Origin of the sequence: Escherichia coli DSM 30083 = JCM 1649 = ATCC 11775 (genome assembly GCF_003697165.2) — a bacterium.
In the GTDB taxonomy this organism is placed as follows: domain Bacteria; phylum Pseudomonadota; class Gammaproteobacteria; order Enterobacterales; family Enterobacteriaceae; genus Escherichia; species Escherichia coli.
In genome coordinates, this window is record NZ_CP033092.2 from 545,359 (window position 1) to 558,336 (window position 12,978).

Genomic DNA, 12,978 nt, shown 5'->3' on the forward strand with positions numbered 1-12,978 from the left:
ACGCAAGACGAAGGGTGAATTATGGAGCAGTCTGTGGCGAATTTAGTCGATATGCGCGATGTCAGTTTTACGCGTGGCAATCGCTGCATCTTCGATAATATTTCCCTGACCGTGCCGCGAGGGAAGATCACGGCGATCATGGGGCCATCGGGCATCGGTAAAACGACGCTACTCCGTCTGATTGGCGGGCAAATCGCACCAGATCATGGTGAGATTCTTTTCGATGGTGAGAATATTCCGGCGATGTCTCGTTCGCGCCTGTATACAGTGCGCAAACGGATGAGCATGTTATTTCAGTCCGGGGCGTTGTTCACTGATATGAACGTATTTGACAACGTCGCCTATCCACTGCGGGAACATACCCAACTTCCCGCGCCATTGTTGCATAGTACGGTGATGATGAAGCTGGAGGCCGTGGGGCTGCGTGGAGCGGCTAAACTTATGCCTTCTGAACTTTCCGGTGGGATGGCGCGGCGTGCAGCGCTGGCACGTGCGATTGCGCTGGAGCCGGATCTCATCATGTTTGATGAGCCCTTTGTTGGGCAAGATCCCATTACCATGGGCGTGCTGGTGAAGCTGATTTCTGAGCTGAACAGCGCGCTGGGCGTGACTTGTGTGGTGGTTTCTCACGATGTGCCGGAAGTGTTAAGTATTGCGGATCACGCCTGGATCCTGGCGGACAAAAAAATTGTCGCTCATGGCAGTGCCCAGGCGTTGCAGGCGAATCCTGATCCGCGCGTACGTCAGTTTCTGGACGGGATAGCTGACGGGCCTGTTCCGTTCCGCTATCCTGCCGGCGATTATCACGCTGATCTTTTACCAGGGAGTTAAGCCACTCATGCTGTTAAATGCGCTGGCGTCGCTCGGACATAAAGGGATTAAAACCCTGAGAACGTTCGGGCGGGCCGGGTTAATGTTATTCAATGCGCTGGTCGGCAAACCGGAATTTCGCAAACATGCACCGCTGCTGGTGCGCCAGCTCTATAATGTCGGCGTCCTGTCGATGCTGATTATTGTGGTTTCTGGCGTGTTCATCGGAATGGTGTTGGGGCTGCAAGGTTATCTGGTTCTGACCACTTATAGTGCGGAAACCAGTCTGGGTATGCTGGTGGCGTTATCGCTACTGCGTGAACTGGGGCCGGTGGTTGCCGCGTTGTTGTTTGCCGGGCGTGCTGGTTCGGCGCTAACCGCAGAAATCGGCCTGATGCGCGCTACAGAGCAACTCTCCAGTATGGAGATGATGGCGGTGGATCCGCTGCGTCGGGTTATTTCTCCCCGTTTCTGGGCTGGAGTTATTTCATTACCACTGTTGACGGTTATCTTCGTCGCCGTGGGGATCTGGGGCGGATCGCTGGTCGGCGTCAGTTGGAAAGGCATTGATAGTGGGTTCTTCTGGTCGGCAATGCAAAATGCCGTCGACTGGCGTATGGATCTCGTCAACTGTCTGATTAAGAGCGTGGTGTTCGCCATCACGGTGACGTGGATTTCGTTGTTTAACGGCTACGACGCCATCCCGACGTCTGCCGGGATTAGCCGGGCAACCACTCGCACCGTTGTCCACTCGTCTCTGGCTGTTCTGGGGCTGGATTTTGTGCTGACCGCATTGATGTTTGGGAATTGAGTTCATGCAAACGAAAAAAAATGAAATTTGGGTGGGTATCTTTTTATTAGCAGCACTGCTTGCGGCGCTGTTTGTTTGCCTGAAGGCAGCGAACGTGACGTCTATACGTACTGAACCGACCTATACGCTTTATGCGACGTTCGATAACATTGGCGGCCTGAAAGCCCGCTCTCCGGTCAGCATTGGTGGCGTTGTTGTGGGCCGGGTGGCGGATATTACGCTGGACCCGAAAACCTATCTGCCGCGCGTAACGCTGGAAATTGAACAACGTTATAACCACATTCCTGATACCAGTTCGCTGAGCATTCGTACTTCCGGCTTGCTGGGGGAACAATATCTGGCATTAAACGTCGGTTTTGAAGACCCGGAACTGGGAACTGCTATCCTGAAGGATGGCGATACAATTCAGGACACCAAGTCTGCGATGGTGCTGGAAGATCTCATTGGTCAGTTCCTTTACGGTAGTAAAGGCGATGACAATAAGAATAGTGGCGATGCGCCAGCTGCTGCGCCAGGTAATAATGAAACCACTGAACCTGTGGGTACAACGAAATAATTTCAGGAGAACCGACGCATGTTTAAACGTTTAATGATGGTCGCTTTGCTGGTGATTGCACCGCTGAGTGCGGCAACCGCGGCAGACCAGACCAATCCGTATAAGCTGATGGACGAGGCGGCGCAGAAAACGTTCGATCGCCTGAAGAATGAGCAACCGCAAATTCGGGCCAACCCGGATTATCTGCGTACCATTGTTGATCAGGAACTGTTGCCATACGTACAGGTGAAATACGCCGGTGCGCTGGTGCTGGGCCAGTATTACAAGAGTGCGACCCCAGCTCAACGTGATGCTTACTTTGCCGCTTTCCGTGAGTACCTGAAGCAGGCTTACGGTCAGGCGCTGGCGATGTATCACGGTCAAACCTATCAGATTGCACCAGAACAGCCGCTGGGTGATAAAATCATTGTGCCGATTCGCGTTACCATTATTGACCCGAATGGCCGCCCGCCGGTGCGTCTGGACTTCCAGTGGCGTAAAAACTCCCAGACGGGCAACTGGCAGGCTTACGACATGATTGCTGAAGGCGTCAGTATGATCACCACCAAACAAAACGAGTGGGGAACGCTGCTGCGTACCAAAGGTATCGACGGCCTGACTGCGCAACTGAAATCGATTTCTCAACAGAAAATCACTCTGGAAGAGAAAAAATAATGAGCGAGTCACTGAGCTGGATGCAGACGGGTGACACGCTGGCGTTATCCGGAGAGCTGGATCAGGACGTTCTGCTACCGCTTTGGGAAATACGTGAGGAAGCGGTGAAGGGGATTACCAGCATCGATCTTAGCCGTGTGTCTCGCGTGGATACGGGTGGACTGGCACTGCTGCTCCATCTTATCGATCTGGCGAAAAAGCAGGGCAACAATGTGACGCTTCAGGGGGTAAACGACAAAGTGTATACCTTGGCGAAATTGTATAATTTGCCTGCTGATGTTCTGCCTCGTTAAATTTTTTCAGGCCGGATATGGCGTTAACCGCCTGTCCGGCAAACCTGCCTGCAAGTCGAGCCTTGTCTGATTTATCAGCGAGGCTTTTTGCTTATTTATGCCAGCGCAACTTTGCTCTAAGATGTTTCGCTGATTTATTAACTGATGATTGAAGATCCCATGGAAAATAATGAAATTCAGAGCGTGTTGATGAACGCTCTCTCCCTCCAGGAAGTCCACGTTTCCGGCGATGGCAGCCACTTTCAGGTTATTGCCGTGGGTGAGTTGTTTGACGGCATGAGTCGGGTTAAAAAACAGCAGACGGTCTATGGCCCGCTGATGGAATATATTGCGGATAACCGCATTCATGCTGTGTCGATCAAAGCGTATACCCCTGCGGAGTGGGCGCGCGATCGCAAACTGAACGGCTTTTGAGCTATGGGCGATTCGCCGGTAGCGGATATGAATTGTTAACTGAGAACAAACTAAATGGATAAATTTCGTGTTCAGGGGCCAACGAAGCTCCAGGGCGAAGTCACAATTTCCGGCGCTAAAAATGCTGCTCTGCCTATCCTTTTTGCCGCACTACTGGCGGAAGAACCGGTAGAGATCCAGAACGTCCCGAAACTAAAAGACGTCGATACATCAATGAAGCTGCTAAGCCAGCTGGGTGCGAAAGTAGAACGTAATGGTTCTGTGCATATTGATGCCCGCGACGTTAATGTATTCTGCGCACCTTACGATCTGGTTAAAACCATGCGTGCTTCTATCTGGGCGCTGGGGCCGCTGGTAGCGCGCTTTGGTCAGGGGCAAGTTTCACTGCCTGGCGGTTGTACGATCGGCGCACGTCCGGTTGATCTACACATTTCTGGCCTCGAACAATTAGGCGCGACCATCAAACTGGAAGAAGGTTACGTTAAAGCTTCCGTCGATGGTCGTTTGAAAGGCGCACATATCGTGATGGATAAAGTCAGCGTTGGCGCAACGGTGACCATCATGTGTGCTGCAACCCTTGCGGAAGGCACCACGATTATTGAAAACGCAGCGCGTGAACCGGAAATCGTCGATACCGCGAACTTCCTGATTACGCTGGGTGCGAAAATTAGCGGTCAGGGCACCGATCGTATCGTCATCGAAGGTGTGGAACGTTTAGGCGGCGGTGTCTATCGCGTGCTGCCGGATCGTATCGAAACCGGTACTTTCCTGGTGGCGGCGGCGATCTCTCGCGGCAAAATTATCTGCCGTAACGCGCAGCCAGATACTCTGGACGCCGTGCTGGCGAAACTGCGTGACGCTGGAGCGGACATCGAAGTCGGCGAAGACTGGATTAGCCTGGATATGCATGGCAAACGTCCGAAGGCTGTTAACGTACGTACCGCGCCGCATCCGGCATTCCCTACCGATATGCAGGCCCAGTTCACGCTGTTGAACCTGGTGGCAGAAGGGACCGGATTCATCACCGAAACGGTCTTTGAAAACCGCTTTATGCATGTGCCAGAGCTGAGCCGTATGGGCGCGCACGCCGAAATCGAAAGCAATACCGTTATTTGTCACGGTGTTGAAAAACTTTCTGGCGCACAGGTTATGGCAACCGATCTGCGTGCATCAGCAAGCCTGGTGCTGGCTGGCTGTATTGCGGAAGGGACGACGGTGGTTGATCGTATTTATCACATCGATCGTGGCTACGAACGCATTGAAGACAAACTACGCGCTTTAGGTGCAAATATTGAGCGTGTGAAAGGCGAGTAATTGTCTGAGAGCTGGCAGCCCCGTTCGCGGGGCTACCGCCAGACCACTCATTTTTTCGGTTTAGTGTAGCTACGCATCAATTGCGTTCTGTCGATAAACTCATGGGTCTGCGGATCATGGTAGCGTGATGGCCAGATAACCCAGGGGTCAGTTCCCAGGGCTTTCGCAATAATCATCTCTCCTTTCGGCCATGGGCGTGATAATGCGTTCGCCAGCGTTGAGGAACTCAAACCATTTCTGCGAGACTCCGCCGCCATTGACGTTTCCTTCTTGCGCAAACCTGCAATGATGTCAGCGGGATGCCAGTCAATGAAATTACTTTCCATCTTTCCTCACTCCTTAAGTTAGTCGCTTTCATTCAGAACACTTCTTCTGTTTCTGTCGAGCATCACTATACTCCTGATGGCCTATTGCTCTAAAAAGTTCCTGTAAAGAGTGTGAATATTCAGAATATATAAAGATACACAGCCCCGTTTTTCAGGAGTTATAGAGCTGAATAAGTGTTTTATGGAATTTACTGGAATCATCCCGCGCACTGCGCGGGATGAGGGGAGGGGATTAACGATCGCGTTGAACAGCGATGTGCGCGAGGCCGACGAGTGCTTCTCTCCACGGGGTGTCCGGGAGCACCTGTAACGCTGCGATGGCTTTGTCTGCTTCTTCCTCGGCACGCTGACGCGTCCATTCAAGAGATCCACAAGCGTTCATTGCTTCCAGAACCGGTTCCAGAAGATGGCGACCGTTACCCTGTTCGATGGCGGTACGAATCATCTGTGCCTGTTCTGGTGTGCCATGATGCATCGCATGCAGCAGCGGCAGCGTCGGTTTACCTTCGTTCAGATCGTCGCCGACGTTTTTACCTAACTGTTCGCCATCGGCATTGTAATCGAGTAAATCGTCGATCAACTGGAAAGCAGTGCCGAGATAGCGCCCATAATCTTGTAGGCCTTTCTCCTCCTCCGGCGTACAGCCAGCTAGAATCCCGGAACACTGCGCGGCAGCCTCAAACAGACGCGCAGTCTTGCTGTAGATAACGCGCATGTAGTTTTCTTCAGTGATGTCCGGATCGTTAACGTTCATCAGTTGCAGAACTTCACCTTCTGCGATGACGTTTACGGCTTCTGACATGACTTCCAGCACTTTGAGTGAACCGAGGCTGGTCATCATCTGGAACGCGCGGGTATAAATAAAATCGCCTACCAGCACGCTGGCGGCATTGCCAAATGCGGCGTTGGCGGTAGCTTTACCCCTGCGCATATCTGATTCATCCACAACGTCGTCGTGTAGCAGAGTCGCCGTGTGGATAAACTCGATCAGGGCAGCAATGGTGACATGCGCATTTCCCTCATAGCCAACAGCTCGTGCAGCCAGTACAGCAATCATCGGACGAATACGTTTACCGCCGCCGCTGACGATGTAATAGCCTAACTGATTGATCAGTTGGACGTCGGAATTAAGCTGCTCAAGGATTGCCGCATTAACACCCGCCATATCTTGCGCGGTTAACTCATTGATTTTTTCTAAATTCATCGCAAAAGCCGGGCTTTTCGCCCCGATTACCTTACTGTGAACAAAGGCAACTTAGGGTTTATGGTTAGGAATATAGGGTGATTGTACTGAAAAAATGGCACAGATAAACGTTACCGTACAAGTTGTGTTTTTTTTCTTCGTGTATTGACTGTAGCACTTGTCAAAGGCGTGCGTTTTGCGTAATATTCGCGCCCTATTGTGAATATTTATAGCGCACTCTGAATCATTGAAAAGGTGTGCGCGGAAGCGGAGTTTTATATGTACGCGGTTTTCCAAAGTGGTGGTAAACAACACCGAGTAAGCGAAGGTCAGACCGTTCGCCTGGAAAAGCTGGACATCGCAACTGGCGAAACTGTTGAGTTCGCTGAAGTGCTGATGATCGCAAACGGTGAAGAAGTCAAAATCGGCGTTCCTTTCGTTGATGGCGGCGTAATCAAAGCTGAAGTTGTTGCTCACGGTCGTGGCGAAAAAGTTAAAATCGTTAAGTTTCGTCGTCGTAAACACTATCGTAAGCAGCAGGGCCATCGTCAGTGGTTCACTGATGTGAAAATTACTGGCATCAGCGCCTAAGACCTGAGGAGAGATTTCAAATGGCACATAAAAAGGCTGGCGGCTCCACACGTAACGGTCGCGATTCAGAAGCTAAACGCTTGGGCGTTAAGCGTTTCGGTGGCGAATCCGTTCTGGCGGGTAGCATCATCGTTCGTCAACGTGGTACCAAATTCCACGCTGGCGCTAACGTAGGTTGCGGTCGTGACCACACTCTGTTTGCTAAAGCAGACGGTAAAGTGAAATTCGAAGTTAAAGGCCCGAAAAACCGTAAATTTATCAGCATCGAAGCTGAATAAGTTTTTCGCGTCCCGGTAACGGATGAAAGCCCCGCAACACGTTGCGGGGCTTTTTACATTCGATAACCGGTAAAAATGCGCATGGTGCGATGTTAATCCGCAAATGCGCTTTGCAGGGAATACGGTATGAAGCAGCAGGCAGGCATTGGCATTCTTTTGGCGCTCACCACAGCAATTTGCTGGGGGGCGTTGCCAATCGCAATGAAGCAGGTGCTGGAGGTGATGGAACCTCCGACAATCGTGTTTTACCGTTTCTTGATGGCGAGTATTGGCCTTGGTGCCATTCTTGCGGTGAAGAAGCGGTTGCCGCCATTACGCGTGTTTCGTAAGCCACGCTGGTTGATTTTGTTAGCAGTGGCGACCGCCGGGCTGTTTGGGAACTTCATCCTGTTCAGCTCATCCTTGCAATACCTGAGTCCGACCGCTTCGCAGGTAATTGGGCAACTCTCGCCAGTTGGCATGATGGTTGCCAGCGTATTTATCCTGAAAGAGAAAATGCGCAGTACTCAGGTTGTAGGGGCATTGATGCTCCTGAGCGGCCTGGTGATGTTTTTTAACACCAGTCTGGTCGAGATATTTACAAAGCTCACCGATTACACCTGGGGAGTTATCTTTGGGGTCGGTGCGGCGACGGTTTGGGTGAGTTATGGCGTGGCGCAAAAGGTTTTATTGCGTCGGCTGGCCTCACCGCAGATCCTGTTTTTACTGTACACTTTATGTACAATTGCGCTCTTCCCTCTGGCAAATCCTGGAGTGATAGCGCAGCTTAGCCACTGGCAGCTCGCATGTTTAATTTTTTGCGGACTGAATACATTGGTAGGATATGGCGCCCTGGCGGAAGCGATGGCTCGCTGGCAGGCAGCGCAGGTGAGCGCGATCATCACGCTCACCCCACTGTTTACGCTGTTTTTTTCAGATCTTTTATCACTGGCCTGGCCCGATTTCTTCGCCAGACCGATGTTAAACCTTTTAGGTTATCTCGGTGCGTTTGTCGTGGTTGCGGGCGCGATGTATTCCGCCATTGGTCATCGTATTTGGGGCGGATTACGTAAGCATACAACGGTGGTATCGCAACCCCGCGCAGGCGAATGATTTACGGAGAATAAAATGAAGTTTGTTGATGAGGCATCGATTCTGGTCGTTGCAGGTGATGGCGGTAATGGTTGCGTGAGCTTCCGCCGCGAAAAGTATATTCCGAAAGGCGGCCCGGATGGCGGCGACGGCGGTGATGGTGGTGACGTATGGATGGAAGCCGACGAGAACCTGAACACGCTTATCGATTATCGTTTTGAAAAATCTTTCCGTGCAGAGCGCGGTCAGAACGGTGCAAGCCGAGACTGTACCGGTAAGCGCGGTAAAGACGTCACGATTAAAGTACCGGTAGGTACGCGTGTAATCGACCAGGGTACCGGTGAAACCATGGGCGATATGACCAAACACGGTCAGCGTCTGCTGGTTGCTAAGGGCGGCTGGCACGGTCTGGGCAATACCCGTTTCAAGTCGTCAGTTAACCGTACACCACGGCAGAAAACTAACGGTACGCCGGGCGATAAGCGTGAGCTGCTGCTGGAGCTGATGCTGCTGGCTGACGTCGGTATGTTGGGGATGCCAAACGCGGGTAAATCGACCTTTATTCGTGCGGTATCGGCGGCTAAACCGAAAGTGGCGGATTATCCGTTTACCACTCTGGTACCAAGCCTGGGCGTGGTGCGTATGGACAACGAAAAGAGCTTCGTTGTTGCCGATATTCCAGGACTGATTGAAGGCGCTGCAGAAGGCGCAGGTCTGGGCATTCGCTTCCTGAAGCACCTGGAACGTTGCCGCGTCCTGTTGCACCTCATCGATATCGATCCGATTGACGGCACCGATCCGGTTGAAAACGCGCGTATTATTATCAGTGAGCTGGAAAAATACAGCCAAGATCTGGCGGCGAAACCGCGTTGGTTAGTCTTCAACAAGATCGATCTGCTGGATAAGGTAGAAGCCGAAGAGAAAGCGAAAGCGATCGCTGAAGCGCTGGGCTGGGAAGATAAATATTATCTGATCTCTGCGGCGAGCGGACTGGGCGTGAAAGATCTCTGCTGGGATGTGATGACCTTTATCATTGAAAACCCGGTCGTGCAGGCTGAAGAAGCGAAACAGCCAGAGAAAGTCGAATTCATGTGGGATGATTATCACCGTCAGCAGCTTGAAGAGATTGCTGAAGAGGATGATGAGGACTGGGATGACGACTGGGACGAAGACGACGAAGAAGGCGTTGAGTTCATTTACAAGCGTTAATCAGCAAAACCCCGGCCATGTGCCGGGGTTTCTCTTTAGGCTAATTATTCTGATAAATATCTTTATACAAACGGCTTTCAAAACGCACTAACGGAATACGGCGATTACGCTGATCCGCCGGTTCTACTGCATAGCCAGAAAGATATTGCACAAACGCCATTCGTTGCCCGCTCACTGTGGTAATGAATCCCGCCAGGTTATATACCCCCTGCAACGAACCGGTTTTCGCTGAGACTTTTCCATCCACGCCCGCCTGATGCAGACCTGCACGGTACTGCAAAGAGCCGTCATAGCCCGCCAGCGGCAGCATGGAGATAAAGTTAAGTTCATTGTCGTGTTGGGCAATATATTGCAGCACCTGCATCATGGTGGCGGGGGCAATCAGGTTATGCCGCGAAAGCCCTGAACCATCGGCAATAATGGTGTTTCCGATATCGACACCGGCTTGCTGGCGCAGGATCTGACGCACGGCGTCCGATCCTGCCCGCCATGTTCCAGGCACATTGAAGCGCGCATGGCCGATCATGCGGAAAACCGTATCGGCAATCATGTTGTCCGACTTTTTCAGCATAATCTTAAGCAGATCGTGCAGCGGGGCCGACTGTTTACTGGCAACTACCGTTCCGGGTTCGTTAACCTGCGTCTGACGCAGCAGTGTTCCGCTCCAGGTGATACCTGCCTGTTTTAACTCATCTTTCAGAATTGCACCGGCATAGCTGGCTCCATCCTGCACGGCAAAAGCCAACGGGAGCGGCTCAGAACGTTGTGGCAGGCATCCGGTCAGCGTAAAGCGGTTCAGGTCGCCTGGCACCACATCCAGCTCGCAATATTGCGCTTCGGCAGAACCACGGGGGAGGGTGCGTACCTGGCTGAACATCGTAACGGGGTAATAAGATGCCACGCGTATAAAAGCCATATCACCAGGTTTTGGGGCACTGTAGAGCGAGATGGAGAAACAGTTGCGGTCAACTATGGCGGCGGCAGGCGGAGCGCTAAAGCATTGTGTCATGTCATTCCATGGCCAGCCGGGGGCTTTATCGTGGCTGGCGAAAATGGAGGTATCTATCAACACATTGCCATCGATTTGGTTGACGCCAGATTTTTTCAAAGTCGCGACCATATTGCGAATATCCTGACGTCTTAACGTCGGATCGGCACCAAATCGCGCCACTAAGTCACCCTTAAGTACGCCGTTTTCCACATTGCCTTTGGTTTCAAGCGTCGTGGTAAAACGAAAATCGGGGCCGAGTTGAATCAACGCCGCCAGTGCAGTAATCACTTTCTGCGTACTGGCGGGCAGCGCCATCTGCTGACTGTGGTAATCAATAGCGGGGGCCGACGCGCCGACTTTTTGCACCATCAGGGCAAGGTTGGCACCAGCGGGGAGTTGAGTAATGTACTCATCAACATTTGCGGCCTGAACACTGAACGCTATACAGCTGGTCAATCCGATGATAAATCTGGAAAATCGCATAATCTCGCGCTAACAACCTGGAATCGAGCCGTCATACTACGGCGCAACGCCCTATAAAGTAAACGATGACCCTTCGGGAACTTCAGGGTAAAATGACTATCAAAATGTGAATTGTAGCTGACCTGGGACTTGTACCCGGGTCGGTATTTTTTTGCTTCTGGTCCCGGTGAGGAGTTATGCCGGGCAGGCCGAACAGCCGGGGTGGGTGAAGACTTGCCCCATCAGGAATATTCAAGAGGTATAACAAATGCAAGCTATTCCGATGACCTTACGCGGCGCTGAAAAATTACGCGAAGAGCTGGATTTTCTGAAATCTGTGCGCCGTCCTGAAATCATTGCTGCTATCGCGGAAGCGCGTGAGCATGGCGACCTGAAAGAAAACGCCGAATACCACGCAGCTCGTGAACAGCAGGGCTTTTGCGAAGGCCGTATCAAAGACATCGAAGCCAAGCTGTCGAACGCGCAGGTGATTGATGTCACCAAAATGCCCAACAATGGGCGCGTTATTTTTGGTGCTACCGTAACGGTGCTGAATCTCGATTCTGACGAAGAACAGACTTATCGCATCGTTGGCGATGACGAAGCTGACTTTAAACAAAACCTGATTTCTGTAAACTCGCCTATTGCTCGTGGCCTGATCGGCAAAGAAGAAGATGATGTTGTGGTCATCAAAACGCCGGGCGGCGAAGTAGAATTTGAAGTAATTAAGGTGGAATACCTGTAAGAATTACCCAATACTCAAGATGTTGATGTATTGTAAAGAAAGGAAAAAGGCCGCTATGCGGCCTTTTATCAACGAACAGAGCGTGGCATTTTGCTCTCCTGCCTGCGGAAAACCCCTCGTTTTACACAGCGAATGTGTGTAACTTTAGGATAATCTTAGCGTGGCAGCGAGATTTTACGTTCTTTAGTTGGGCGATAAAGCACCAGCGTTTTACCGATGACCTGTACATTACAGGCGCCGGTTTCGCGCACGATAGCTTCCACGATCAAGGTTTTAGTTTCGCGATCTTCGGTGGCGATTTTCACCTTGATGAGTTCATGGTGCTCTAACGCTTGTTCAATCTCGGCCAGCACCCCTTCGGTCAAACCATTACTGCCAAGCAGAACAACTGGCTTGAGCGGATGTGCCAGACCTTTCAGGTGCTGTTTTTGTTTAGTACTCAGATTCATCGTATTTTTTGCTTACGTTGGGATTGAAAACGGGTCATTCTACCGCCATCTCCCATATATCACCAAATAGGCGCGTAAAAATTTACGCAATTGGTTACGATGAGTTATCCCCATGGGAAAGTTAAATGACAGGTAAGAAGCGTTCTGCCAGCTCCAGCCGCTGGCTTCAGGAACACTTTAGCGATAAATATGTTCAACAGGCACAGAAAAAGGGGTTACGTTCCCGTGCCTGGTTTAAACTTGATGAAATACAGCAAAGTGACAAACTCTTTAAACCGGGAATGACGGTTGTCGACCTTGGTGCTGCTCCGGGTGGTTGGTCACAATATGTGGTCACCCAAATTGGCGGCAAAGGCCGCATCATCGCTTGCGATCTTTTACCTATGGATCCTATCGTTGGTGTGGACTTTCTTCAGGGCGATTTTCGTGATGAACTGGTGATGAAAGCACTGCTGGAGCGCGTTGGCGACAGCAAAGTCCAGGTTGTCATGTCCGATATGGCACCAAACATGAGCGGAACACCGGCGGTGGATATCCCCCGTGCCATGTATCTGGTGGAACTGGCGCTAGAAATGTGTCGTGATGTATTAGCGCCAGGTGGCAGTTTTGTAGTGAAGGTGTTCCAGGGCGAAGGTTTCGATGAGTATCTAAGGGAAATTCGCTCCCTGTTTACGAAGGTCAAAGTTCGTAAGCCGGACTCTTCTCGTGCACGTTCGCGGGAAGTGTATATTGTAGCGACCGGGCGTAAACCCTAACCGGGAGATTTCAGACGAAAGTTTGAAAGATGCTGGATATAGAGTATCCTGACGCTGTTTTTAACA

At 51.4% G+C, this 12,978-nt stretch carries 17 protein-coding genes; 13 read left to right on the forward strand and 4 right to left on the reverse strand.

The annotated features are described in order from the left end of the window. The first annotated feature begins 21 nt into the window (after positions 1-21). The 7 genes from mlaF (at position 22) to murA (ending at position 4,852) form a co-directional block, all read left to right on the forward strand. Positions 22-831 carry a phospholipid ABC transporter ATP-binding protein MlaF gene (gene mlaF, locus EAS44_RS03465; RefSeq protein WP_000438245.1) on the forward strand — a complete coding sequence of 270 codons (810 nt, stop codon included), beginning with the start codon at positions 22-24 and terminating at the stop codon, positions 829-831. 7 nt (positions 832-838) lie between these two features. After that, complete coding sequence (gene mlaE, locus EAS44_RS03470; protein WP_000925795.1) at positions 839-1,621, forward strand: lipid asymmetry maintenance ABC transporter permease subunit MlaE; 783 nt, start codon at positions 839-841, stop codon at positions 1,619-1,621. A gap of 4 nt (positions 1,622-1,625) precedes the next feature. Next, positions 1,626-2,177 carry an outer membrane lipid asymmetry maintenance protein MlaD gene (gene mlaD / locus EAS44_RS03475; protein WP_001296448.1) on the forward strand — a complete coding sequence of 184 codons (552 nt, stop codon included), beginning with the start codon at positions 1,626-1,628 and terminating at the stop codon, positions 2,175-2,177. An 18-nt stretch (positions 2,178-2,195) separates the two neighbouring features. Continuing rightward, positions 2,196-2,831: a phospholipid-binding protein MlaC gene (gene mlaC / locus EAS44_RS03480; protein WP_000476482.1), complete on the forward strand. Its 636-nt coding sequence runs from the start codon at positions 2,196-2,198 to the stop codon at positions 2,829-2,831. Continuing rightward, positions 2,831-3,124, forward strand: a complete 294-nt coding sequence (mlaB, locus tag EAS44_RS03485; RefSeq protein ID WP_000004487.1) for a lipid asymmetry maintenance protein MlaB — start codon at positions 2,831-2,833, stop codon at positions 3,122-3,124. Before mlaC ends, mlaB begins: the two co-directional genes overlap by 1 nt. Positions 3,125-3,283: 159 nt before the next feature. Beyond that, complete coding sequence (ibaG, locus tag EAS44_RS03490; protein WP_000429656.1) at positions 3,284-3,538, forward strand: BolA family iron metabolism protein IbaG; 255 nt, start codon at positions 3,284-3,286, stop codon at positions 3,536-3,538. 54 nt (positions 3,539-3,592) lie between these two features. Then, on the forward strand, positions 3,593-4,852 hold the full coding sequence (murA, locus tag EAS44_RS03495) for a UDP-N-acetylglucosamine 1-carboxyvinyltransferase (RefSeq protein ID WP_000357259.1): 1,260 nt from the start codon (positions 3,593-3,595) through the stop codon (positions 4,850-4,852). Positions 4,853-4,899: 47 nt separating this feature from the next. On the opposite strand, the gene sfsB is transcribed toward murA, so the two are convergent. Then, positions 4,900-5,178: a DNA-binding transcriptional regulator SfsB gene (gene sfsB, locus EAS44_RS03500; RefSeq protein ID WP_000445401.1), complete on the reverse strand. Its 279-nt coding sequence runs from the start codon at positions 5,176-5,178 to the stop codon at positions 4,900-4,902. Positions 5,179-5,410: 232 nt separating this feature from the next. Next, positions 5,411-6,382: an octaprenyl diphosphate synthase gene (gene ispB / locus EAS44_RS03505; protein ID WP_001047338.1), complete on the reverse strand. Its 972-nt coding sequence runs from the start codon at positions 6,380-6,382 to the stop codon at positions 5,411-5,413. 258 nt (positions 6,383-6,640) lie between these two features. Between ispB and rplU the strand changes: the two genes are divergently transcribed. The 4 genes from rplU (at position 6,641) to cgtA (ending at position 9,510) form a co-directional block, all read left to right on the forward strand. Next, a complete protein-coding gene (gene rplU, locus EAS44_RS03510) occupies positions 6,641-6,952 on the forward strand; it encodes a 50S ribosomal protein L21 (protein WP_000271401.1) in 312 nt (103 codons plus the stop codon). A gap of 20 nt (positions 6,953-6,972) precedes the next feature. Further along, on the forward strand, positions 6,973-7,230 hold the full coding sequence (rpmA, locus tag EAS44_RS03515) for a 50S ribosomal protein L27 (RefSeq protein WP_000940595.1): 258 nt from the start codon (positions 6,973-6,975) through the stop codon (positions 7,228-7,230). A gap of 126 nt (positions 7,231-7,356) precedes the next feature. Then, positions 7,357-8,322, forward strand: coding sequence for a DMT family transporter (gene yhbE / locus EAS44_RS03520; protein ID WP_000813040.1), 966 nt, complete (start codon positions 7,357-7,359; stop codon positions 8,320-8,322). A gap of 15 nt (positions 8,323-8,337) precedes the next feature. After that, positions 8,338-9,510 (forward strand): Obg family GTPase CgtA, encoded by a 1,173-nt coding sequence (gene cgtA, locus EAS44_RS03525; RefSeq protein WP_000673572.1) that lies wholly within the window; start codon positions 8,338-8,340, stop codon positions 9,508-9,510. A 40-nt stretch (positions 9,511-9,550) separates the two neighbouring features. On the opposite strand, the gene dacB is transcribed toward cgtA, so the two are convergent. Then, the gene (dacB, locus tag EAS44_RS03530) at positions 9,551-10,984 is read right to left on the reverse strand and encodes a serine-type D-Ala-D-Ala carboxypeptidase (protein ID WP_001212634.1); all 1,434 of its coding nucleotides are present in this window, start codon (positions 10,982-10,984) and stop codon (positions 9,551-9,553) included. A 247-nt stretch (positions 10,985-11,231) separates the two neighbouring features. On the opposite strand from dacB, the gene greA reads away from it, so the two are divergent. Then, positions 11,232-11,708, forward strand: coding sequence for a transcription elongation factor GreA (gene greA / locus EAS44_RS03535; protein ID WP_001148001.1), 477 nt, complete (start codon positions 11,232-11,234; stop codon positions 11,706-11,708). A 155-nt stretch (positions 11,709-11,863) separates the two neighbouring features. On the opposite strand, the gene yhbY is transcribed toward greA, so the two are convergent. Then, entirely contained in the window at positions 11,864-12,157 is a 294-nt protein-coding gene (yhbY, locus tag EAS44_RS03540) for a ribosome assembly RNA-binding protein YhbY (protein ID WP_001054420.1), read from the reverse strand. A 125-nt stretch (positions 12,158-12,282) separates the two neighbouring features. Here yhbY and rlmE point away from each other — a divergent pair, with 125 nt between their 5' ends. After that, entirely contained in the window at positions 12,283-12,912 is a 630-nt protein-coding gene (rlmE, locus tag EAS44_RS03545; RefSeq protein ID WP_000145975.1) for a 23S rRNA (uridine(2552)-2'-O)-methyltransferase RlmE, read from the forward strand. The last annotated feature ends 66 nt before the right edge of the window (positions 12,913-12,978 follow it).